General features: G+C 38.2%; 18 protein-coding genes. 13 read left to right on the plus strand and 5 right to left on the minus strand.

Annotated elements, in window-relative coordinates; genetic code table 11:
* Nucleotides 1-128: 128 nt before the first annotated feature.
* Nucleotides 129-1,274: a DUF418 domain-containing protein gene (locus ACEVFT_RS02595; protein WP_393947976.1), complete on the minus strand. Its 1,146-nt coding sequence runs from the start codon at nucleotides 1,272-1,274 to the stop codon at nucleotides 129-131.
* 103 nt (nucleotides 1,275-1,377) lie between these two features.
* Here ACEVFT_RS02595 and ACEVFT_RS02600 point away from each other — a divergent pair, with 103 nt between their 5' ends.
* Nucleotides 1,378-2,079: a response regulator transcription factor gene (locus ACEVFT_RS02600; RefSeq protein WP_342442265.1), complete on the plus strand. Its 702-nt coding sequence runs from the start codon at nucleotides 1,378-1,380 to the stop codon at nucleotides 2,077-2,079.
* Nucleotides 2,076-3,719 (plus strand): sensor histidine kinase, encoded by a 1,644-nt coding sequence (locus ACEVFT_RS02605; protein ID WP_393947979.1) that lies wholly within the window; start codon nucleotides 2,076-2,078, stop codon nucleotides 3,717-3,719. The genes ACEVFT_RS02600 and ACEVFT_RS02605 overlap by 4 nt, the downstream gene beginning before the upstream one ends.
* Before the next feature lie 668 nt (nucleotides 3,720-4,387).
* Here the strand turns inward: ACEVFT_RS02605 and ACEVFT_RS02610 are convergent.
* Nucleotides 4,388-5,299, minus strand: a complete 912-nt coding sequence (locus tag ACEVFT_RS02610) for a TetR/AcrR family transcriptional regulator (protein WP_342442267.1) — start codon at nucleotides 5,297-5,299, stop codon at nucleotides 4,388-4,390.
* Nucleotides 5,300-5,456: 157 nt separating this feature from the next.
* Between ACEVFT_RS02610 and ACEVFT_RS02615 the strand changes: the two genes are divergently transcribed.
* The 8 genes from ACEVFT_RS02615 (at nucleotide 5,457) to ACEVFT_RS02650 (ending at nucleotide 14,181) form a co-directional block, all read left to right on the plus strand.
* The gene (locus ACEVFT_RS02615) at nucleotides 5,457-6,971 is read left to right on the plus strand and encodes a DHA2 family efflux MFS transporter permease subunit (RefSeq protein WP_393947981.1); all 1,515 of its coding nucleotides are present in this window, start codon (nucleotides 5,457-5,459) and stop codon (nucleotides 6,969-6,971) included.
* Between the two features lie 161 nt (nucleotides 6,972-7,132).
* Nucleotides 7,133-8,152 carry a serine hydrolase domain-containing protein gene (locus ACEVFT_RS02620; RefSeq protein WP_393947983.1) on the plus strand — a complete coding sequence of 340 codons (1,020 nt, stop codon included), beginning with the start codon at nucleotides 7,133-7,135 and terminating at the stop codon, nucleotides 8,150-8,152.
* A 17-nt stretch (nucleotides 8,153-8,169) separates the two neighbouring features.
* A complete protein-coding gene (locus ACEVFT_RS02625; RefSeq protein WP_393947985.1) occupies nucleotides 8,170-9,462 on the plus strand; it encodes an ABC transporter substrate-binding protein in 1,293 nt (430 codons plus the stop codon).
* An 86-nt stretch (nucleotides 9,463-9,548) separates the two neighbouring features.
* Nucleotides 9,549-10,496, plus strand: a complete 948-nt coding sequence (locus ACEVFT_RS02630; RefSeq protein WP_393947987.1) for a carbohydrate ABC transporter permease — start codon at nucleotides 9,549-9,551, stop codon at nucleotides 10,494-10,496.
* Nucleotides 10,497-10,508: 12 nt separating this feature from the next.
* The gene (locus tag ACEVFT_RS02635) at nucleotides 10,509-11,336 is read left to right on the plus strand and encodes a carbohydrate ABC transporter permease (RefSeq protein WP_342442270.1); all 828 of its coding nucleotides are present in this window, start codon (nucleotides 10,509-10,511) and stop codon (nucleotides 11,334-11,336) included.
* The gene (locus ACEVFT_RS02640; RefSeq protein WP_393947990.1) at nucleotides 11,323-12,321 is read left to right on the plus strand and encodes an N-acetylglucosamine kinase; all 999 of its coding nucleotides are present in this window, start codon (nucleotides 11,323-11,325) and stop codon (nucleotides 12,319-12,321) included. Before ACEVFT_RS02635 ends, ACEVFT_RS02640 begins: the two co-directional genes overlap by 14 nt.
* A gap of 21 nt (nucleotides 12,322-12,342) precedes the next feature.
* Nucleotides 12,343-13,248: an N-acetylmuramic acid 6-phosphate etherase gene (gene murQ, locus ACEVFT_RS02645; protein WP_393947992.1), complete on the plus strand. Its 906-nt coding sequence runs from the start codon at nucleotides 12,343-12,345 to the stop codon at nucleotides 13,246-13,248.
* A gap of 51 nt (nucleotides 13,249-13,299) precedes the next feature.
* Complete coding sequence (locus tag ACEVFT_RS02650) at nucleotides 13,300-14,181, plus strand: MurR/RpiR family transcriptional regulator (protein ID WP_393947994.1); 882 nt, start codon at nucleotides 13,300-13,302, stop codon at nucleotides 14,179-14,181.
* Nucleotides 14,182-14,299: 118 nt separating this feature from the next.
* On the opposite strand, the gene ACEVFT_RS02655 is transcribed toward ACEVFT_RS02650, so the two are convergent.
* The 3 genes from ACEVFT_RS02655 to ACEVFT_RS02665 form a co-directional block, all read right to left on the minus strand.
* Complete coding sequence (locus ACEVFT_RS02655; protein WP_393947996.1) at nucleotides 14,300-15,382, minus strand: ABC transporter ATP-binding protein; 1,083 nt, start codon at nucleotides 15,380-15,382, stop codon at nucleotides 14,300-14,302.
* Nucleotides 15,383-15,488: 106 nt separating this feature from the next.
* The gene (locus tag ACEVFT_RS02660) at nucleotides 15,489-16,349 is read right to left on the minus strand and encodes a PucR family transcriptional regulator (RefSeq protein ID WP_393947998.1); all 861 of its coding nucleotides are present in this window, start codon (nucleotides 16,347-16,349) and stop codon (nucleotides 15,489-15,491) included.
* A 141-nt stretch (nucleotides 16,350-16,490) separates the two neighbouring features.
* Entirely contained in the window at nucleotides 16,491-18,677 is a 2,187-nt protein-coding gene (locus ACEVFT_RS02665) for an MMPL family transporter (RefSeq protein ID WP_393947999.1), read from the minus strand.
* Nucleotides 18,678-18,800: 123 nt separating this feature from the next.
* Here ACEVFT_RS02665 and ACEVFT_RS02670 point away from each other — a divergent pair, with 123 nt between their 5' ends.
* The 3 genes from ACEVFT_RS02670 (at nucleotide 18,801) to ACEVFT_RS02680 (ending at nucleotide 21,447) form a co-directional block, all read left to right on the plus strand.
* Complete coding sequence (locus ACEVFT_RS02670; protein WP_342442277.1) at nucleotides 18,801-19,421, plus strand: TetR/AcrR family transcriptional regulator; 621 nt, start codon at nucleotides 18,801-18,803, stop codon at nucleotides 19,419-19,421.
* Nucleotides 19,422-19,974: 553 nt separating this feature from the next.
* A complete protein-coding gene (locus ACEVFT_RS02675; RefSeq protein WP_393948001.1) occupies nucleotides 19,975-20,757 on the plus strand; it encodes a class I SAM-dependent methyltransferase in 783 nt (260 codons plus the stop codon).
* Between the two features lie 3 nt (nucleotides 20,758-20,760).
* The gene (locus tag ACEVFT_RS02680) at nucleotides 20,761-21,447 is read left to right on the plus strand and encodes an ABC transporter ATP-binding protein (protein WP_393948003.1); all 687 of its coding nucleotides are present in this window, start codon (nucleotides 20,761-20,763) and stop codon (nucleotides 21,445-21,447) included.
* Nucleotides 21,448-21,461 lie beyond the last annotated feature (14 nt).

Below are 21,461 nucleotides of genomic sequence, written 5' to 3' on the forward strand. Positions count from 1 at the left end.
GCAAATAGTGTTAAAATTACTGCTACAGCTGCACAAATACCTAAAAACCACCATGAGTCAGTAAAGTCTTCTTTTGTGTCACTATTCATAAAAAATAATTCCTTTCTATTTTGCTTGTGTGATGGGCTTTACTTTACCTGCCCAGACCAAGACCAATTTGTCCATATGCGTAAGAGTGTTTCAAATGGACCACGTTTAAATTTCTTTAAATAGGCAAGGCTGAAAACACATTGCAAGCTATACACAACGATTCCGAAAAGGATTCCACCAAAGACGCCTAATTTACCGTATAAGCCAAGGCCATAGCCATAAAAAACAGTTGTACAAATGATGGTTTGTAGTAAATAATTGGTTAATGATAGTTTGCCAACGCTCTCAAATGCAGGAGCCAGTAGTTGAACTGGACGGGTGTTATAAAGGTATGCTGCGAGGCAAACATAGCCAATTGCTAGTAACTGGGAGCCGCCCGTTAATAAAATAGAAGAAAATGCACTTTTACTTTCTATAAAACTTACACTTTTACATACGAGTCCTATAGGTACAAGGAGAGCACCTAACTTATACCATTTCATTTCCTTGTTCATCTCCACAAATGCTTGCTTTTTAGCGAGCGCCATACCAAAGAGGAAGAGAGGTGCGTAGAACATCGGTGCAAAAATTAATATAATGAAGATGAAGGAAGATTCATCCACTCCTGGTATTTCGGCATTAGCTCGAAAATCAAAAATTTCTAAGTAGCTTCCGTTTGCATAAACATCATCCGCTTGCTCGATGTATGTGTGTGTCTCCTTTTGTTCTTTTTTTGACGTTTCCATAGAGCCATATGTTAACGCTGTAGTTAAAACAAATAGGATACCAGCCCAAATAAATAAAGTTTTTGGTTTACGATTAATAAATGGGACTAAAAATAACGTCATACAGCCATAAGAAAATAGAATATCGCCTTCCCACAATAAAATAGAATGTAATAAGCCCAGGGCAATTAAACCTGTTGCACGACGTAAAATAGACCAGCGGCATTTATTCTTTTTTCTCCGGATGGATTCAATTAATTTAATAAGTGAGAAGCCGAATAAAATAGTGAAGATGGGCATAAATGAGCCTTCAATCACAACTTTTACAAAATATAAAGCCCCGTTATCTAAGGTAGAAAGATTTTTAAATTCATCTTTGCCATACATCCCAAATTGGAAGATCAGCAAATTTGCCATTAAGATGCCAAATAAACTAAATCCACGCATTGTATCAATGAAGGTAACTCGGTTAGTTGTCATTGCGTTTTATCTCCTTAATTGGTTATCTTATACATATAATAATGAGGGAAGCTTATGGTGAAATAATGACTACCTTAAAGTAATCTTAAAAGTAGGTGAGGAAATGCAGGAAGCATCAATTTTAGTGTTAGAGGATGAACGTGCCATTGCTGAAATGATTGAAATCATTTTAAGAAAAGAAGGAATTACCAATATTACATTATGTAACACGATTGAAGAAGCAAAAGATGAAATGAATACTAAAACATTTGACTTTTATCTATTAGATATCATGCTTCCAGATGGAAGTGGGCTGGATATCGCGAATAGTATTCGGGAAAAAAGTGATGCGCCTATTTTTTATTTAACAGCCAAAAGCAGTGATGCAGATAAGCTTCGCGGTTTTATGAATGGCGCAGATGATTATATTACAAAACCATTTAACCCCTTAGAGCTTGTAGCGAGAGTAAAGGTGCAGTTAGTCCGTTATATGAAGAAAAAGAATGTACCAGAAAATCATGTATTTACTTGCAGCCGTTTTACATTTGACATTGACGCAGCAGAAATCGAGGTAGACGGTGTGAAGGAAATAATCAGTGGTCGCTTGTTTCATTTATTAAAATATTTATGTGACAATGCAGGGCAAGTATTATCTAAAGAACAAATATACGAGCGCGTATGGGGAGATTGCTTATTTGATGATAATACTGTGATGGTACATATACGAAAATTACGAGAAAAAATCGAAAAAAATCCTGGAAAGCCAACATGCATTATCACCGTCAGAGGCATTGGCTATAAGCTTGTTGGGGACATTTCTTCATGAAGCCTGCTGGAAAATTAACACTCCGTTTTGTTTCGTATTTCATCATATTCTATCTATTAATCATTTCAGGTTTTATTATAAGTCTGGTGTTTTTTGCTATCTTTATCAATGACCGTGTTGGTGACAACATTCATGTGATGAGCTCCTTTGAAATTGAAGATGATGCAGTTGTAGAGAAAGGGAAGACGATTAAAATTGCTGATTATTTAGTGGAGAGAGCTGAGGAAAATGTAGGACAGCTCTATTTATTTGATCCATCCATGAGGATCGTTGATTATACAGGAGAGACATGCGGACTATGTGGAAAGTCCAATAGCGAAATATTGGCATTGAAGCAACCAGGCATGCATACATGGGAACTGCCGAATTACTACTTATTATTTATTCCGAATACGCCTGTCCAACCACTTTTTGAGGAGGCACTTGATAATTGGACGGCAACAGGGGACATTTCAGCTGTAACCCTGCAACGTCTAAAAGATAATAAAGCCAGTGTTGAAATTTATGATGAGCAATGGAATCGGATTGATGTTATAGGCGAGCGGTATGAGAAGCTAAATAAACCGCAATTACTAGAGGAAAAATACGATATTTTCGAGCATGAGGAGCTCAAGCAAAGCGCAGCCTTAGCCAATGATGTGACATTTGTTGTACGAATGCCTAACCCGTCTTATAAGCCATTTGAAGAGCCTTTTAATAAAGCAATGGTACTGTTTGTTTCTATCTTCTTTGGAGGGCATATTATTTTGCTGTTGGGCGTTATCTTTTTGTCTATTAGTATTTCACGTCAATTCGTGCGTCCACTAGTCTATGTTATATCGCGCATTGAGCGACTAACCCAATTCGATTACAGTGAAATTAGTGACAAAAAAATCCATCATAAAAAAACAGGAAAGTTGAAAAGGAAATTTAAATTATTCCAACCTGTTGAGGAGTCACTCAACCACTTATCGGAGAGACTTGATTCAAATGAAAGGCAAATTAAGCACGGAGAGCAATTACGTGAAGAGTGGATAACAGGTTTATCGCATGATTTAAAGACGCCGTTAAGCTCAATTTATGGCTATTCAACGATGCTAGCATCTGAAGATTATGAGTGGACAAAGGATGAGATGCGTATTTTTGCACAGACCATGCAGGAAAAGGCAACCTATATGGATGCACTTATTCAGGATTTAACGTATACGTATCAGTTAAAAAATAAAGCCATACAGCTTGATAAAGTGTTACTTCCGCTAGCAACATGGTTACCACAATTTGCAGACGAACAGGTATGTGTGAAGGTATATGGTGATGTGTTGCTACAAGCAGATGAGCTTTTACTTAAGCGGATAATGGATAATTTAATTACTAATGCGAAAAAGTATACCCCTGAAGGCACCAAGGTGATTGTAGAAGCGCAACATACAGGTAAAGAAGTGATGCTTACCATTGCTGACCAAGGACCTGGCATTCCTCAGGAGGAGCTCGATAATCTATTCGAACGCTATTATCGAGGTACGAATACGACAGACGATATAACAGGTACAGGGCTAGGACTAGCCATCACGAAGCAGCTCATTGATTTACACAATGGCACAATTAGTGTTCGTTCAGGTCAGGACGGGACAATTTTTGTGCTAAAATTTCAATGTCATTAGTGTGGATCTCCTTGCTTTTTTAAGGACTCTGTCATAGAACTTAATCTCATTCAACATAGTAAAGAGGTATCAAAGTGTTCATTTGATACCTCTTTCTTAGTGTTGAAAAACAAAACAGTCAATTGAAAGGTAGAAATGGATTTCCGTTGCAGGCTACTTGCTTTCCTGTGGGCGAGCGTCGAATCGCTTCCTCCGCTACCGCTCCGTTTAGAGTTTTGCCTGTCTCGCTATCCCACGGGAGTCAAGTAGCCTTCCACTCCAATCAACAAAAGTGTTACCTTTTTAGCAAAGGTTTTCAAATAAAGTGAAGGTGTTCACTATTCCTTATGAAGAGGTGTTGTCACGCATCACTTCCCCAATAAGAGCTTATCCCCTCTAAGAATACAGATAATGGGCGATTTGATCGCTACTATGAAAAAAGTAAAGACACTTTGCAGCATGGTTGATTGGAGTGGAGCCAGCGTCACTCCTTGGGGATTTAGCGTCACAGAGGAGACCCTGGAGCGAATGTAAGTGAGTGAAGCGGCTCATCGGACGCCCCCTGGAAAGGACGCTGGCGGAACGGAAATCAACCCCTCACCTTGCCAAGTTGCTATTTCTGCCGTTGACATCATCTTTTTTCAACAACATGAAAGAGGTATCAAGCTGTTCATTTGATACCTCTTTTTTTATTTATTTTTCGTACAGCGTTCAGTTGGCTGTTCAATTTTTACGTAACGCCATAAGTTATTGGCGATGTCGCGGGCTTCTGCGATATGTTCTGTGCCGACGAATGCCTTACGGAAAGGGGTAAGAAGTGATTCGATGATAAAAAGCTTTGGTTTTTCGTTTTGTAATTCTTCTAATAAGAATTGTGCATATTCCAAACCTTCCATTGTTTCATTGTTCGATAATCCCTTTGTAAAGCCTTGTAGTTGTTCAATGACCATTTCTTTTGTAACGGTTTTATAGTTCACGACATTTTGAATGGTATTGATCATTTCAACACTCACGATAATCTCTTTCGACTCAAGCATAGTGGGTATAATTACGCTAATATTGCGCAATGCTACACGTACAATCGCTTCTCGATTGATATATTTATAATCGGCAATAAAGACAGCACGTAGAGTGAGGTTAATCATACCAAGTGTTTGAACAGCACATTCATAGCTAATAGGGCTAATCTCTTCGCCAAATACTTGTACTAGACGATTGGCGAGCCATTCTAATTCTTGTAAATGGTAATTAATAATAATTTTTTTTAGTTCTTTATCTCTTGATTGGAAGATGGATTCGAATATCTGTACTAAATTATGTTCACGATTAACATACATGAGAACAGCGACTTGCTGTGTCAATACTTCTAAATCTGTAGGGTCTTTACCATAGATGAGCTCGTGGCGGCGATTACTAGCTTCTTCGCGCCCTTCATCCAAAATGGCGATTAAGCATTCATTTTTCGAAGGAAAGTGATTATAAAATGTACCTTTTGAAATTTTAGCCGCATTGATGATGTCATTAATCGATGTATCTAGAAAGCCTTTTTCAATAAAAAGTTCACGTGCTGCTGTTATAATTTGTCTTTTTCTTTTGTTCATGACCTCACCTTTTTTATAATATTATACTCTTATTCTACCTTCGAAACGTATTTATATCAACGTTTATAAAAAATATAAACTTATTTGTTGAAAAAAGTAGACTACGAGTATAAAATAAGTTTTATCGTAAAACACAAGAAAGAATTGAGGGATATAAATGAATAGTGAGCAAACAATGAAAAAGCCCCCTTATGGCATGATAGCTATTCTATTTGTGGGTGCTTTTGTTGCTTTTCTAAACAACACATTGTTGAATGTGGCATTACCAACAATCATGAAAGATTTTGGGATTACCTATTCAAAGGTACAATGGTTAGCAACAGGGTATATGCTTGTGAGCGGTATTTTAGTGCCAGCTTCAGCATTCTTTGTGACACGCTTTAAAAATAGACATTTATTTATAACAGCGATGTCCATCTTTACAATCGGTACAATTATGGCAGGCTTTGCACCTAACTTTGGTGTGCTATTAGCAGGTCGTATGGTGCAAGCAGCCGGGGCATCTAGTATGTCACCACTTTTAATGAACGTTATGCTAACAAGCTTCCCAAAAGAGAAGCGTGGAGCGGCAATGGGGATCTTTGGTTTAGTTATGATTATGGCGCCAGCAATCGGTCCTACTTTATCAGGATATATTGTGGAACATCATGATTGGCGTATGCTTTTCCAAATGATTATTCCATTTGCTTTAATTAGTTTATTATTTGGTGTTTGGAAACTAAGAAACGTGATGGAGACACGTGAAGTTCACTTAGATTTCCTTTCAGTCCTTTTATCAACAGTTGCATTTGGTGGTATTTTATATGGCTTTAGTACAGCAGGAGATAAAGGTTGGTCAAGTCCATGGGTATATGGCACAATTACGATTGGCTTCATTGCTTTAGTTGTTTTCGTTGTTAAACAGCTGAAAATGGATGAGCCATTACTGGAATTACGTATTTATAAGTATCCGATGTTTGCTTTAGGGTCAGTTATCTCAGTTATTGTCTCTATGGCAATGTTCTCAGGGATGATTTTAACACCAGCATATGTACAGTCTATCCGTGGTATCGAACCATTTGAAGCAGGTTTGATGATGCTTCCAGGGGCACTTGTCATGGGGATTATGTCACCAATCACTGGTAAGCTTTTTGATAAATTTGGTCCTCGAGTGTTGGCCATTATTGGATTAACGATTACAACAATCGCAACTTTCGGTTTAACGAAATTAGAAATTGATTCAAGCTACACATATATCGTATCGATGTATACAATTCGTATGTTCGGTATGTCGATGGTCATGATGCCTATTATGACAAACGGTTTAAATCAACTACCACAAATGATGAATCCACATGGTACAGCGATTAACAATACATTACAGCAGGTATCAGGAGCAATCGGTAGTGCGATCCTTGTAACATTTATGAATAACCGTACAAAAGTTAAAGCGGAAGAATTAATTGCAGAAGCAAAAGCGAATGCTGCACAATCAGGAGCAGCGCCTACAGCAGAGCAAATGCAGCAAATGCAAGATCAAATTATGCAAACTGCCTTATTAGATGGTATTACGCATTCCTTCTTAATTGCAGCTGCAATAACAGTGATTGCAGTGGTACTCGCATTCTTCTTGAAACGCGTAAAAGTTGAAAGCGCAGCAGCGTCAATGGATTTAAAAAAGCCAACTAAATAATCAAGTGAATCCCTAGCCAGTAAACATTTACTAGCTAGGGATTTTTTAATTGAGCTTATATGAAAAAAAATTTTAGGATTATTGTTATTTTTCATCATTTTATTTTATATGATAATACTAATTTACAGAAAATTTAGATATTTAAGTGGTGAGGTGCTTACTTGGTAGATGCATATATAAACGACTTAGTGAAAGAACAAGAAATTCCAGGTGCCGTGTTAATTGTTCAGCAGCAAGAAAGAAGGCTATTTTCAGGCAGCTATGGAGCCTATACAGCTGAGGATGGCAGCGAGCAAGCTATATTAAGCAATACGTTATTTGATTTAGCCTCTTTAACAAAAGTTGTTGCAACACTCCCGTCTATTTTACTACTGATGAGTCGAAATCAAGTTAATGTAACAGATTCAGTTCAAACCTATTTGCCTGATTTTAAATATCCCCTTATGACAATCCAACATTTATTGCAGCATTGCTCAGGTTTGCCAGCAGATTTAACACCTGTAGTTAAGAGGCATCATAAGCGTGACATCATGCAGGAAGTATTGGCAAGTGATGTAGTGTGTCAGCCAAATGAACAAGTGCTATATAGTGATTTAGGTATGATTATTCTAGGAAAGGTGATTGAAAAAGTTACTGGCAATTCATTAAAAAGTTTTGTAGAGCAAGAGGTTTTTAAGCCGTGGAGCATGCATCATACATGTTTTCAACTGCCTGAGCATACAAGAAGGCTTGCGGCATCTACAGAAATGGTGGCAGATCAATTTGTGCAGGGAATTGTCCATGATGAGAAAGCTTTATTACTAGATGGGATTGCTGGTAGCGCAGGTTTATTTTCATGTGCAGAGGATTTAGCAAAGTATGCGGAAATTTGGTTGGGGATCAAGCAACAAACGGTGATTCCATACGATTGGTTAGAGCTTGCCTATACGAAAACATTTAAAACGAGGGGACTTGGATTTGAAGTATGGGGAGGGGACGACGCATCATTTTGTTTTGGTAGGAGGTGGAGCAAGGGCTCATTTGGTCATACAGGATTTACAGGTACGAGTATTTGGATGGACCCTGTACAAAAGGCATTTGTCATTTTACTAACGAATGCTGTGCATTATGGGAGAAATACAAACATGAGCAAGATTAGAGAGAAGCTTCATACGATGATTTATGAAAAATTACTGATATGAAGGGTGGATCTGCTGGTATGAGACAAAAGAGTAAATGGTTATTGCCACTTCTTTTATTACTCGTTGTAGGTTTAGTAGGCTGTAACACGAGTGAGAAATCAACGAACTCAACAACACCTGATAAAGAAGAGGAACCGAAAACAGAAGAGGTTTCACTAACAATAGGGAGTTGGCGTACAGAAGATGTTGCCAAGTATGAAAAAGTGATTGCTTTATTTAATGAACAACATCCTGATATACATGTGTCATTTAACCCAACTAAAAATACAGAATACAATACAGTCCTCAATACGGCATTACAGGCTGGGGAGGGTCCAGATATTTTCCACTTACGTCCTTATGCAGCTGGATTGAAGCTTGCGGAGGCAGGTTTTGTTGAGAAAATAAACGGCTTAAATGGATTGAGTGTATTTCCTGAAGAAGCATTAAAGGCTTCTCGCGATGACCAAGGAAATCAGTACGGTGTACCAATTAACTTAAGCTCTACACAATTTTTCTATAATAAAAAGATTTTTAAAGATAATAATCTTGAAATTCCTACTACATGGGATGAATTCATTGCATTAAACGACCAATTATTAGAAAAGGGCATTACACCAATTGCAATGGGTACAAAAGAAGGCTGGTTATTATCATTGCTGCACGGTATTGTCGGTCCGGCTGTTTATGAAGGCAATGACTTCTATCAAGCGGTGCTTGCGGGGGAAAGAGATTTTACAGATGCAAAGTTTATTGAATCGATACAAGTAATGAATGACTTGAAAAAGTATTTTCCAGCCAATTCTGAAGGCTTAGGAATGGATGATATTCGTACTTTGTTTGCGCTGGAAGATGCGGCTATGTTCCCGTTAGGTAGCTGGGAAATTCCTGTTGTATTAGAAATGAATCCAGACTTAGATTTAGGTTATTTCCCTATTCCATCTAAAGTGGGAAATAAAACAGTGACGACTTGGGTAGATGGCTCATTTGCGATCAATGCTAATTCGAAACATAAAGAAGCAGCTAAAATGTTTTTAGAGTTTTTAACAACAAAGGAGTTTGGTGAGTTATTTGTGAAGGAGTTTTCCATGATCAGCGCCATTCCTGGTATTACTTCTGACGATGCATTGCTCAATGATATTAGTCATTCGACTGCAAATGAAGCAACGCTATATATGTGGGTAACTAATTTTACTGGTGGGGACCCGACAACAAAGAGCTTGCTTGAAAGTGAGCTACAAGGCATGTATTTAGGTCAAGTAACGCCTGAAGAGGTGGCCACAAAAGTACAGGAAAACGCTAAAACTTGGTTTACGCCATTTCAAAAATAATGAAAGCATCAAGCCAGCAGACCCCTGAAGCGCTATAAAGGAGTTTAGGGGTCTTGTTGTCTCATTATTAGTAAAGGAGGCTGCTCATGATGAGAGAATCTACAGCTTCATCAGTAAGAAAAAGGAGATCGTGGGCAAGATGGACTATTCATCTTTTCCCTATTCCTGCATTAATCGTATATGGAATGTTTGTGCTTTATCCGATAGTAGCGGCAATGTCCTATAGTTTTTTTGAATGGAAAGGGATGGCTCGTGGCGATTTTATCGGTCTCCAAAATTTTGTGACGCTTTTTACGACAGAACCCTATGGCTCTATGTTTTGGAACGCCTTTAAACATAATGTCCTGTATTTTGTTGTGCAAATGGTAGTTATGAATGGATTAGCCTTCTTTCTTGGCTTTATTATCTATCAAAAAATTAAAGGAGCAGCGTTTTTTAAGGCGGCTTTCTTTCTACCACGGTTATTATCAGTGATTGTGGTAGGTTTCTTATGGAAGCTCATTCTAAATCCTAATTTTGGTACTTTAAATGTTATTTTAGAGAAATTAGGTCTAGAAACCTTACAAAAAGCTTGGCTGGGGGATCCTGGAACAGCGTTAATCGCCATTATTTTAGTTAATTGTTGGTTTGGACTAGGTTTTGGTGTCTTAATTTTCCTTGCTGGCTTTCAAGGGATTCCAAGTGAGTTAGTTGAAGCTGCAAAGTTAGATGGTGCTAAGGGCTTTACTTTACTGCGTACTATTTATTTGCCTCTAATGGTGCCATCTATTATGATCATGGGCATTTTAACGTTTATCCAGTCCTTTGAGGCATTTGAGCTTGTATATGCGATGCAGGGCTCTATGGGAGAGCCATATTATTCTACGGATACGTTAGCTGTGTTTTTCTATCGCTTGGCATTTGGTAGCTCTACAGCTTCTGGAACGACAGCTATTGGGCTAGGCTCTGCGTTAGCGACGGTTCTATTCCTATTTATATTAGTTTGTACCACGCTATTTTTACGCTTTGCCAATAAAAAGGACGTTCAAATGTAAGGGGTGCGTATAGTGAAGCAAGGTGCTATTTGGGTTCGACCATTTTATTATCTAGTGGTATTTACGGTAGCGACCATTAGTTTATATCCTATCGTATTAATGATTTTATCTTCATTTAAAAAGAGCGTGGACATCTACAAAAATCCATTGGGCTTACCGACTAGCTTTAGCTTAGATACTTACCGTACATTATTAGCAAAAATTCCATTTACAACGTATTTTCTAAACAGTTTGTTTGTCAGTATTGTATCTGTTGTACTGATTGTTGTTGTTTGTTCACTGGCTTCATTTTATATTGCCCGCTTTAAATTCTCTTGGAATCATGCATTATTCTTTATTTTTTTACTAGGCATGATGATTCCTATAAAGCTTGGGATTGTACCGCTCTTTATTTTAATGCGTGATTTAGGGCTGATTAACTCCTTATGGTCTTTAATTTTGATGAACACAGCGACAGGGATTCCATTATCCATGCTGATCTTAACGGGCTTTTTTAAAACGATGCCCTATGAGCTGGAGGAAGCGGCCCGTATAGATGGGGCGGGGAACTTAAGAGTCCTTTGGCATGTGGTGTTACCGTTAATGAGACCTGCACTTGGAACAGTGGTGATTATAAATTTTATTGCTGCATGGAATGATTTCTTCTTCCCACTTATTTTTATTACAGAAAAAATGAAACGGACGATACCTGTTGGAATGATGTCACTCTTTGGGGAGCATTCGGCAGATTGGGGCTCTCTTTTTGCAGGTTTAACATTAGCATCATTACCAATGATCCTATTATTCTTTATTGCGTCAAAGCAATTTATGGAGGGGCTGACGGCTGGTGCCATTAAATAGGCAATACATTATTGGGGTCGATGGTGGCGGGACGGAAACTCGTGCAGTGATTGGTACAAGAAAAGGGGAAGTGCTGGCCTTTGTTGAAGGAGCTGGAACGAATATAAAATCAACGCCACCAGACGAGGTAAAGCTACAAATTATCCAGCTACTTGCCCAGTTACTACAAAAGATAGATGCAACAAAGAATGATATTTCTGCGGTGTTCTTATGCGTGGCAGGGGGCGATCGCCAGGTAGATAAAGAACGCTGGGAGCAATGGATTAGTTTCCTTTTCCCTGCTAGCGCCTGTAAAATAACCATCACCAATGATGCGGTAGCGGGGCTTACTAGCGGTACATTTACACAGCAAGGGCTCGTTGTGATAGCAGGAACGGGTTCTATCGTATATGCTGTCGGAAAAAATTATCAAGCTAGTCGTGTTGGAGGATGGGGTTATTTATTAGGCGATGAGGGCAGTGGGTACTATATTGGGCAAGAGGCATTGCGATTTATTACGCGACATTATGATGCTTTTGGCGTGAATGAGGATCTATTTACAGCGACTATTTTGGATCAGCTAGCATTAAAAAATCCTACTGAAATTATTACGCATGTTTATGAGCATTTACAGCCGCGTGTACTCATAGCCTCCTTAGCTCGAGTGGTGTTACGTTTAGCCGAACAAAATAATGATAGGGCAAAGAAAATTATTGGGCAGGCTGCTCATCATTTAGTTCAATTCATCCAAATAATGTTGAAAAAAGAGCCGCAGCTAAAAGGTTACCCTATTGTCCTGTGTGGAGGTTTGTTCGAAAATTTTTATTTTGTTCAATGCTTTCGAGAAAAATTACACCTCGCTACAATACCTAATCGACTCATACAACCAGAGGTGCCACCTGTTATAGGAGCTTTCGTTAATGGACTTCTCAGTGAAGGAATTCCAATAACAGAGGCTTTACAACGAACGGTAAAAGAAACTTGGATGAGCATCCATGAAAAATAGCGTGGGAGGGATTTGATTTCAATGGAAAGAATGACAAAACTGACGACTGAATGCTATCATCCAGATACGACAAATCTAGATTTGATGTCCACTAGTGAAATTGTAAAGCTGATGAATGAAGAGGATAAAAAAGTACCGTTAGCCATAGCAAAGGTTTTACCTGAAATCGAACAAGCTATTACAGCTGTTGTGCATGCGTTAAAGAATGGCGGTAGATTATTTTATGTAGGTGCAGGGACGAGTGGTCGAATTGGTTTGCTAGATGCAGTAGAATGTCCACCTACATTTAGTACGTCACCAAAGCTTGTCCAGGCAATATTGGCTGGAGGGGCAGATGCAGTGATGATCGCCATAGAAGGTGCAGAAGATGATCTTTCATTAGGAGAGGTTGAACTACAGAAACAACAGCTAACAAACCGTGATGTAGTGATAGGGATTGCAGCAAGTGGGCGAACACCTTTTGTCAAAGGGGCATTAATTTATGCTCAACAATTAGGGGCGAAAACAATCAGCTTAGTCAGCAACGCTCATTCTGTCATTAGTCAGCATGCAGATATTGCAATAGAGGTGATTACAGGGCCTGAAATTTTAACAGGTTCTACAAGACTAAAGGCTGCCACAGCTCATAAACAAATATTAAATATGATTACAACGACAACCATGATTAAGCTTGGAAAAGTCTATAAAAATTTAATGGTGGACGTCCATGCTAGTAACTTTAAATTGCGAGAGCGAGCCAAACAAATTGTCTGTGAAGTGACGGGTGTTTCTTATAGTCAGGCTGAAAGTGTTTTAGAACAAACTAATTTTCAAGTAAAACTCGCCATTGTGCTGTTACTGACAAATACAACAATAGAAGAAGCGGCAGAATTACTGGCTCAATCCGAAGGGCATGTACGTAGAGCAGTAGAATTAAAAAAGTATTGATGATAGAGATGAATGGAAGACCTTTTTTTAACTAGGGATGGGGATAGAAAAATGGAAAAAATAAATGCTGGCTTAATTATGCTCGCAGAAATGCGAAAAAAGCTACCACCTTCGGAAAAAAAGGTAGCAAGCTATATTTTAGAGAATCCAACACAGGCGATTAAAATGACTGCGGTTGAGTTGGGAGAAGCAAGTCATACAAGTAGTGCCGCGGTTATTCGGCTGTGTAAATCGTTAAATTTTAGTGGTGTTCAAGAGCTGAAATTGCGTATTGCTGGTGATTTACAACATGCTAAAACGGAAGATCGGGATATTGAAGCGAATGAAGCATTGCCATCGATTGTAGAGAAGGTGACGATGCAAAGTAGTGAAATTTTGACACAAACAGCTAATTTAATAGATATTGCTGAATTGGAGCGTGCCGTAACGGCCTTATCACAAGCCCGTAAAATTATATTTTTTGGAGTGGGTGCATCAGGTATAGCAGCAATGGATGCGGATCAAAAATTTTTACGAATCAATAAAAATAGTAGGGCATTTGTGGATTTGCATTTAGGAGCTACAGCCGTTGTCAATGCACAGAAAGGGGATGTGGTAGTAGGTATTTCCTTCTCTGGAGAAACGCATGAAGTGGCTAAAATCCTTGAAATAGCTAGCCAAACACCAGCCACTACAATTAGTTTAACGAGGTATGGAAGTTCACTTGTGTCTAGCCTAGCAGATATTTGTTTATATGTATCTCCAAATGTTGAAGCAACCTTTAGAAGTGGTGCAACCTCCTCACGTCTTGCTCAGCTACTTGTCATTGATATTTTATTTATGGGGGTCGTGACGAGTGCCTATGAGCAGACAATAAACTATTTAGATGAAACACGTTCAGTTATTCAAGGGTTGCATAAAAAGGTGGCTAAACGAAAAAATAAAATAAAGTAACGAAGACGATTCTATTAGCCATAGCATCGTCTTCGTTTTTTATCTTAATTCAGCAAAGCTTTTTGACGAGCCAGGTACAAAAGGCTCCCTTCTTTCAAGTGGGAGCAAGCATGTTTTTTCAAAGACGCTCCTCTGTTTGAGGATCGAAGAAATGGATCTTTTCTTCCTTCATGACTAGGAAAACCTTATCGGATGGATGCAAATTGTTATCAGCCTGTACTCGTGCAATGAAATTTTGATTTGCTAAAGAACAATAGAGGTAAGTTTCTGCTCCTAGTAATTCTGCTACATCAATCGTTGCATTGAACGTATAGGAGGAAATAACATCAGTAATTTGTAAATCCTCAGGACGAATACCCATAACAATCTCTTTCCCTAAATAATTTTTTTCCTTTAACAATGGTAAGTACATGGATGGAATAGGGAAGCTTTGCTCACCTAACAGGATTTCCGTTTCTGTTAGACGACAATGGAAGAGGTTCATGGATGGTGAACCAATAAAGCCGGCCACGAACATGTTATGTGGTGTATTGTATACTTCTTTAGGTGTCCCAATTTGTTGGATAAGTCCATCTTTCATCACTACTAGACGAGTAGCCATTGTCATAGCCTCTGTTTGATCATGAGTGACATAAATCGTTGTCGTTTGAATTCGTTGATGGAGCTTCTGAATTTCTGCACGCATTTGCACACGTAATTTTGCATCCAAATTCGAAAGAGGCTCATCCATTAAAAATACCTTAGCTTCTCTGACAATAGCTCGGCCAAGTGCTACACGCTGTCGTTGGCCACCAGATAGAGCTTTTGGCTTTCTTTTTAAATAATCCTCTAATCCTAAAATCTTAGCAGCTTCTTTAACGCGATGATCTATTTCCTTTTTATCGACTTTTCGTAGCTTTAAGCTAAATGCCATATTATCATAAACTGTCATATGCGGATATAATGCATAGCTTTGGAATACCATTGCGATGCTACGATCTTTTGATTCCACATCATTCATGAAGACATCGTCAATATATAGCTCTCCATTTGATATATCCTCTAAGCCAGCAATCATACGTAAAGTTGTTGTCTTACCACAGCCAGAAGGACCTACAAACACAATGAATTCTTTATCATGAATATGCAGATTAAAATCAGTTACGGCTTGTATATTTTTATCGTAAATCTTATAGATATGCTCTAACCGTAATTCCGCCATACACACTACACCCCTTTATAAGTCATATTTTCATTGTAAATGACTTTAGAGTAGAGTGATATGGAAAGCATGCACAGTATTGAGGTCATAAATTGTGCAGTTGGTCTTAAAGTGATTCTAAGAAAATAATTGCGAGATAAACTTCTAGCCGATGGGAAAATTGCCGAATATCCTTTTGCGTTATTTGTTGAAATTTTTCTAAGCGATTTTGTAAGGTATTGCGGTGCATATACATTTTTTTAGAGGCTAATGTAATGTTTCCCTCGTATTCAATCAATTTCTTGATTGTGTGGAGTAAATCTGGCTGAGAGGTGGCACTTTTTAGAATAGAGGAGATAAAAATCTCTTTCTCTTGATAGGCTAGATGCTGCGTTACATATGGCACTAAAAGCTCTTGCTGTGTGAGTACATGCTTTGGTGTATAAGTCCAAATGGATGGTAGGAGGTGAACATACCAGTTAAATCGTTCCTTGGTCGTGGTGATGTCATGTATAACATCAGAAACAAAAATCCTAAAATGAACCTCTAAGTCAACCATTATGGGATCATGATAATGAGCCAAATTTAATAATTCATCGCTGTCGATACATTCGATAATGACAAATAATTGTGGATGAAGCGATAGCAGTATAATATCCTTCCCCAGTAAAGCTTCGAAGACTGAACGCAATAATGTAGGTGCTGTAAAGTCTTTGTCAAATTGAAGAAATAACAAACGATGCATAGGAAGGACAGCTGGGGCAACGTCTGTTTTCCCTGTTAGATAATCAAGCCAAACTATACTGTAGTTATGCGACAAGTCAATGGGTCCTGAGAATATCCGCAATAACTCATATTCACTTTGTGTCATTGTGTGTATTGGAATTTCATAAAGCTGGTTGTCAAAATTAAACACATAGTTTCCATCAGTTTTACCTGAAAAGGGGCTTAATAATGGGAAACGTTGCTGTAATTTTTGAAGATCCATGCATGCCACTCCTTTATTTGAATAGAAAGTAATAAGGTCAACTTACTATAATTATATGATGAAATGATTATAGTGTTAATATAAAAACACGGATATTAGCGAGTATGACAATCATACTTAGCTAATGTCCGTGTTATCTATTTAGGCATCTTTTTTAAATAACTTACCTGGCCAAAAAGCATATTTACCTAGTACTGTCGTGATAGCTGGCACAAGCAATGGTCTTACAATAAATGTATCGAGCAACACACCAATGGCTGTCACAACACCAAATTGAACAAGCACCTGAATTGGTAATGTTGCCAGCACAGCAAATGTACCTGCTAGGATGAGTCCAGCAGATGTAATAACGCTTCCTGTTCGGACAACACCTTCTTCTACAGCTGTTAAATGGTCAGTGGTTTTACGCTTTTTCCAAATTTCTGAGATCATAAAGATATTATAATCCTCTCCGAGAGCTACTAAGAAAACGAAGGCATACAATGGAATAGCTCCAGAAATAGCCTCGGCCCCCATGATGTGATGCAAGATTAACCATCCAGCGCCTAATGCTCCAAAGTAAGAAATAATAACAGTCGCTAATAAATAAACAGTTGCTGTAATAGAACGTAAATAAACAAATAATAATACTGCAATTAAGGCAATCATGGTTGGCATGATCACTGTTTCGTCACGCTTAGTTATTTGCTGTGTATCGTATTGACTAGCTGTTTCCCCGCCAATCCAAACTTGTTTCTCAGCATGATTGAGACCTTTTGCCTCCAGCATTTTTATAACCTCTGTTTGTAGTTCTGGAATATGGGCTAATGATTCTTTCGCATAAGGGTTGGCATTGAAAGTGAGTTCGTACAAGTGAATGGACTTATTTTTTTCGCCAATTTGTACATCTGACACACTATCAATATAAGAGATAGCTTCAAGTTGTTGCTGTAAATTAATATCAGTACCTTCTGTATCTATTACTAATTGAACAGGTGCTAGCTCTCCAGGTGAAAAATTCTCTTCAATTAAAGTAAATCCTTCTCTAGACGGCATATCTTTTGGGAAGGATGAAAGCAAATCAAACGTATATTGAATACGTGGAACAAATGCTGCCAATCCTCCAAGTAAGATAACAGTTACAGCAATTACGACCCAAGGTTTATGGGTAACAAAATGGCCGATTTTATGACTGACCTTATGTGAAGGCTTATGCTGTTTCTTGCCCTTTTTATTTGCCATTTCCTCCGTGCGTGGAGTGAAGGGGAAGAACGCTACACGACCAATAAGGACAAGAATAGCAGGTAGGACAACAAGTGCTGCGATTCCCATGACAAGCACGCCAAAGCTAAATGGCACGGCAAAGCGTTGAAATGCGCCATAATGGGCGAGACTAAGGGTAGCTAAACCTATGACAACCGTTAGGGCACTCATTAAAATAGCGCCACCCGATTCTTTGACAGCTAGCTTCATAGCGACCGCCTTATCTTCAACATTAAAGAGTATTTCTCTATATTTAGAAATTAAAAATAAACAATAGTCAGTACCTGCACCAAAAAGTAAAACAGTCATAATGGAGACTGCCTGTGAATCCTTATCTATCCATCCCTGATCAGCAAAAAAACCAAGTGTTGGACTAATTACACCATAGGCAAGCCCTACAACAATTAAAGGAATAATAGCTAGCAATGGAGAACGATAAATGATAATAAGTAGTACCAAAACGAGTAATACAGTTGCGATCAATAGCTTCACATCTGCTTGTGAAAATAAACTGACAGCATCAGTGGCAATTCCCACTGGTCCAGAATAGCGCACATGGAGTACATCACTAGATAATTTCTCATCTAATTGTACTTGATAGCCTTCCATTATCTTTGTCAAATTATCTAAACTATCCTGTAGCATATCTGTAGCGACACCCTTTTCAAAAAATACAGGTGTAACAATTGTTGTGCCATTTTCGGAAGCGGAAGCCATTAAAGCCTGCGGTGGCATTTGATCAAATGGTGGAACCATAGTTTGATGGGCTAAGGGCTTTGCTTGCAGCTCGCTGTAAACACCTTGTATGGCTGAAAAATCATCCGATGTTAAGCCGTTTTCACGATGCCAAACCAGCAATAGCGGTGTGCCAGCATCATTAGGAAATTGCTCTGCAATAATTGCTGCTGCTTGCTCAGACATTTCAGTGTCAGGTAAGTTTTTGCCTGATTCACTTTCTATGCTATTGATTTGTGGCCAAGCAAACGATAATACAACTACTAATAACACCCAAAAAGCTAGTGCTAATAAACGTCCCTTTTTACTTGCAACCATTGAGCCCCATTGCTCAAGTGGATGTTTTTTCATAAGAAGACCTCCATTCATGTAAGTGATTTAATTATATATACTAGAAGGTTAATTAATCAATCTATAAATATTAATATGTTATAATATGCGTAAAAAGAATGCTTAATTAAGGAGGCGAACTTGTTGAAACAATCACCGCGTGTTCTCGGGAGACCTCGCCATGATGAAAATGCGAAACCTACAAAAGATATTGTCCTTGAAACGGCCACAAGACTTTTTATTAAAGAAGGATACAAAAATATTTCGATGGATGATGTAGCAAAAGCTTGTAGCGTAACAAAGGCGACTATCTATTACTATTACCCAACAAAAGGGGAATTATATACATCTGCTTTAATCGCGATGATGGATCGTATCAAGCTATCGATTCTACAAATTTTAGAGCAGCCTAAACCATTTAAAGAACGACTCGAACAGCTTGTTGAGGTTCATTTATCAGCCACTATCGATATTGATATGAAAAATTTTATGAAAGAGGCGACTATCAATTTATCGGAATCACAGTTGAAACAAGTCCAAGCCTCCGAAAATGATATGTATCAAACAATAGAGCAGGCTATGCAAGTAGAGATGGAAAAGGGAACAATTCGAAAAGGAAATGCAAAATTTTTCGCTCATAACTTTATGGCATTGATGACTGTAGGGTATTTTAAAGATGGCGATGGTAAAACCTTGCTAGGCTCAGTAGATGTGACGGCAAAGGAAGTAACAAATTTCTTTTGGCGGTCTGTTGAAAATAAATAAAACTTAATGATTATGTGATTTTTTATAAAAGGAGTTATCTCATTATTTGGGGTAACTCCTTTCTTGGTGTTGAAAAACAAAACAGTCAATTGAAAGGTAGAAATGGATTTTCGTTGCTGGCTACTTGCTTTCCTGTGGGCGAGCGCCGAGCCGCTTCCTCTGCTACCGCTCCGTTTAGTGTCTCGCTATCCCACGGGAGTCAAGTAGCCTTCCACTCCAATCAACAAAAGTGTTACCTTTTTAGCAAAGGTTTTCAAATAATTTTCAAATAAAGTGTAGGTTTTATGAAGAGGTGTTGTCACGCATCACTTCCCCAATAAGAGCTTATCCCCTCTAAGAATACAGATAATGGGCGATTTGATCGCTACTATGAAAAAAGTAAAGACACTTTGCAAAGTAGCTTTTTCTGCCGTTGACATCATCTTTTTGCAACAAACAACATGAAAGGAGTTATCTCATTATTTGAGGTAACTCCTTTAATTGTGATATAGGTCACATACATTGATAATGGTTCTCATTTATAGTTTGGTTATTGACAGAGGAGGAGAAAAAAATGAATTCAACAGAACAGCGTTTACCAACACATCTATTTTTAGCGAAATTAGGAAAGACAATCTTACGTCCAGGTGGAAAAGAGGCAACGAATCGACTATTAGATGCTTGCCAGCTAAATGAAAATAGTCATGTCCTAGAGGTGGCTACTAATATGGGGACAACAGCAATACATATTGCCAAAACATACAATGCTAAAGTAAGTGGCATCGATATTAATAAAGAGGCAGTTCAGAAAGCAAATGAAAATATTATTGGTGAAAATGTTCAGCATCTCGTCCATATTCAGCAAGGGAATGCTACACAATTACCATTCGACGATGGAACCTTCGATGTGGTTATCAATGAAGCGATGCTCACAATGCTACCGCAGGAATTAAAAGAACAGGCTTTGGCTGAATATATGCGAGTTTTGAAGCCAGGTGGCATCTTAGCCACACACGATTTAGTTGTTAAAGCGTCAAGTGAAGAAATTCTTACTGATGAAATTAAGGCACTTCGAAAAGTCATTATTGTAAAGGCACAGCCACTATCAAAGCAAAATTGGCGAAATTTAGTTGAAAAAATAGGGTTCAAACCTGTAGAAGTGCATACTGGAGAACTTCATTTAGTATCTTTGGTAGGGCTTATTCGAGATGAGGGCATCGACGGTTTAATACGTATAGTTGAAAATGCACGAAAAAATTCGGATGATGAGCAATATTTCCTTGAAATAATTGAGCATTTTGATCATGCTCGCCATCACTTTGGTCACATTACCATCATCGCAAAAAAGCAAGGATAATCAATGAAAACAGCAGTTCAATTTCAACAAGTATCTAAATTTTTTGGAACGAAGCAAATCATTAAAGATTGTAATTTAAGTTTGCAGGAAGGTGAAGTAGTGGCTATTGTTGGACCTTCAGGGTGTGGGAAGACGACTTTTTTACACTTAGCAACAAATGTGTTACAGCCGACATCAGGTCATATTAAATGCTTCACAAATAAGTTAGGTTATGTATTTCAGGAACCAAGGCTATTACCATGGTGTACATTATATGAAAATGTCACATTTAGCTGTAATGGAAATGTAGATAGAGCCCAAATTATGAATCTATTGGCTCGTGTCAAGCTTAACAATGAAATTGACAAATTTCCTAAGCAATTATCAGGTGGAATGAAGCAGCGAGCCTCTATTGTCAGAGCATTTGCATGCAAGCCTAAATTTATTATGATGGATGAACCTTTTTCAGCATTAGACTATTGGTTGAAAAAAGAACTTGTGCAGGATCTGATTGCTTTAATAGAAAATGAGCATGTGGGTATGTTTTATGTTACTCATGACTATGAGGAAGCGGCAACGGTGGCAGATCGCATTGTCAATATTGCGTATGCAAAGGATGGAATTTACAAGGAAATAATTTTAGATGTACCAAGAAAACAACGCAGCTTTGATTATATAAAAAATATTGAATATCAATTATTACAACTTTAAACAGGGGAGAAAAC

Source organism: Lysinibacillus sp. PWR01, assembly GCF_043359455.1.
GTDB lineage: Bacteria > Bacillota > Bacilli > Bacillales_A > Planococcaceae > Lysinibacillus > Lysinibacillus fusiformis_F.

Excerpts from the sequence above, each read along its gene's own strand:
- ACEVFT_RS02610 (WP_342442267.1), bottom strand. The coding sequence starts at position 5,299 with ATGAACAAAAGAAAAAGACAAATTATAACAGCAGCACGTGAACTTTTT.
- ACEVFT_RS02625 (WP_393947985.1), top strand. The coding sequence starts at position 8,170 with ATGAGACAAAAGAGTAAATGGTTATTGCCACTTCTTTTATTACTCGTT.
- ACEVFT_RS02605 (WP_393947979.1), top strand. The coding sequence starts at position 2,076 with ATGAAGCCTGCTGGAAAATTAACACTCCGTTTTGTTTCGTATTTCATC.
- ACEVFT_RS02655 (WP_393947996.1), bottom strand. The coding sequence starts at position 15,382 with ATGGCGGAATTACGGTTAGAGCATATCTATAAGATTTACGATAAAAAT.
- ACEVFT_RS02660 (WP_393947998.1), bottom strand. The coding sequence starts at position 16,349 with ATGGATCTTCAAAAATTACAGCAACGTTTCCCATTATTAAGCCCCTTT.
- ACEVFT_RS02675 (WP_393948001.1), top strand. The coding sequence starts at position 19,975 with ATGAATTCAACAGAACAGCGTTTACCAACACATCTATTTTTAGCGAAA.
- ACEVFT_RS02630 (WP_393947987.1), top strand. The coding sequence starts at position 9,549 with ATGATGAGAGAATCTACAGCTTCATCAGTAAGAAAAAGGAGATCGTGG.
- ACEVFT_RS02665 (WP_393947999.1), bottom strand. The coding sequence starts at position 18,677 with ATGAAAAAACATCCACTTGAGCAATGGGGCTCAATGGTTGCAAGTAAA.
- ACEVFT_RS02680 (WP_393948003.1), top strand. The coding sequence starts at position 20,761 with ATGAAAACAGCAGTTCAATTTCAACAAGTATCTAAATTTTTTGGAACG.
- ACEVFT_RS02650 (WP_393947994.1), top strand. The coding sequence starts at position 13,300 with ATGGAAAAAATAAATGCTGGCTTAATTATGCTCGCAGAAATGCGAAAA.
- ACEVFT_RS02600 (WP_342442265.1), top strand. The coding sequence starts at position 1,378 with ATGCAGGAAGCATCAATTTTAGTGTTAGAGGATGAACGTGCCATTGCT.
- murQ (WP_393947992.1), top strand. The coding sequence starts at position 12,343 with ATGGAAAGAATGACAAAACTGACGACTGAATGCTATCATCCAGATACG.
- ACEVFT_RS02595 (WP_393947976.1), bottom strand. The coding sequence starts at position 1,274 with ATGACAACTAACCGAGTTACCTTCATTGATACAATGCGTGGATTTAGT.
- ACEVFT_RS02615 (WP_393947981.1), top strand. The coding sequence starts at position 5,457 with ATGAATAGTGAGCAAACAATGAAAAAGCCCCCTTATGGCATGATAGCT.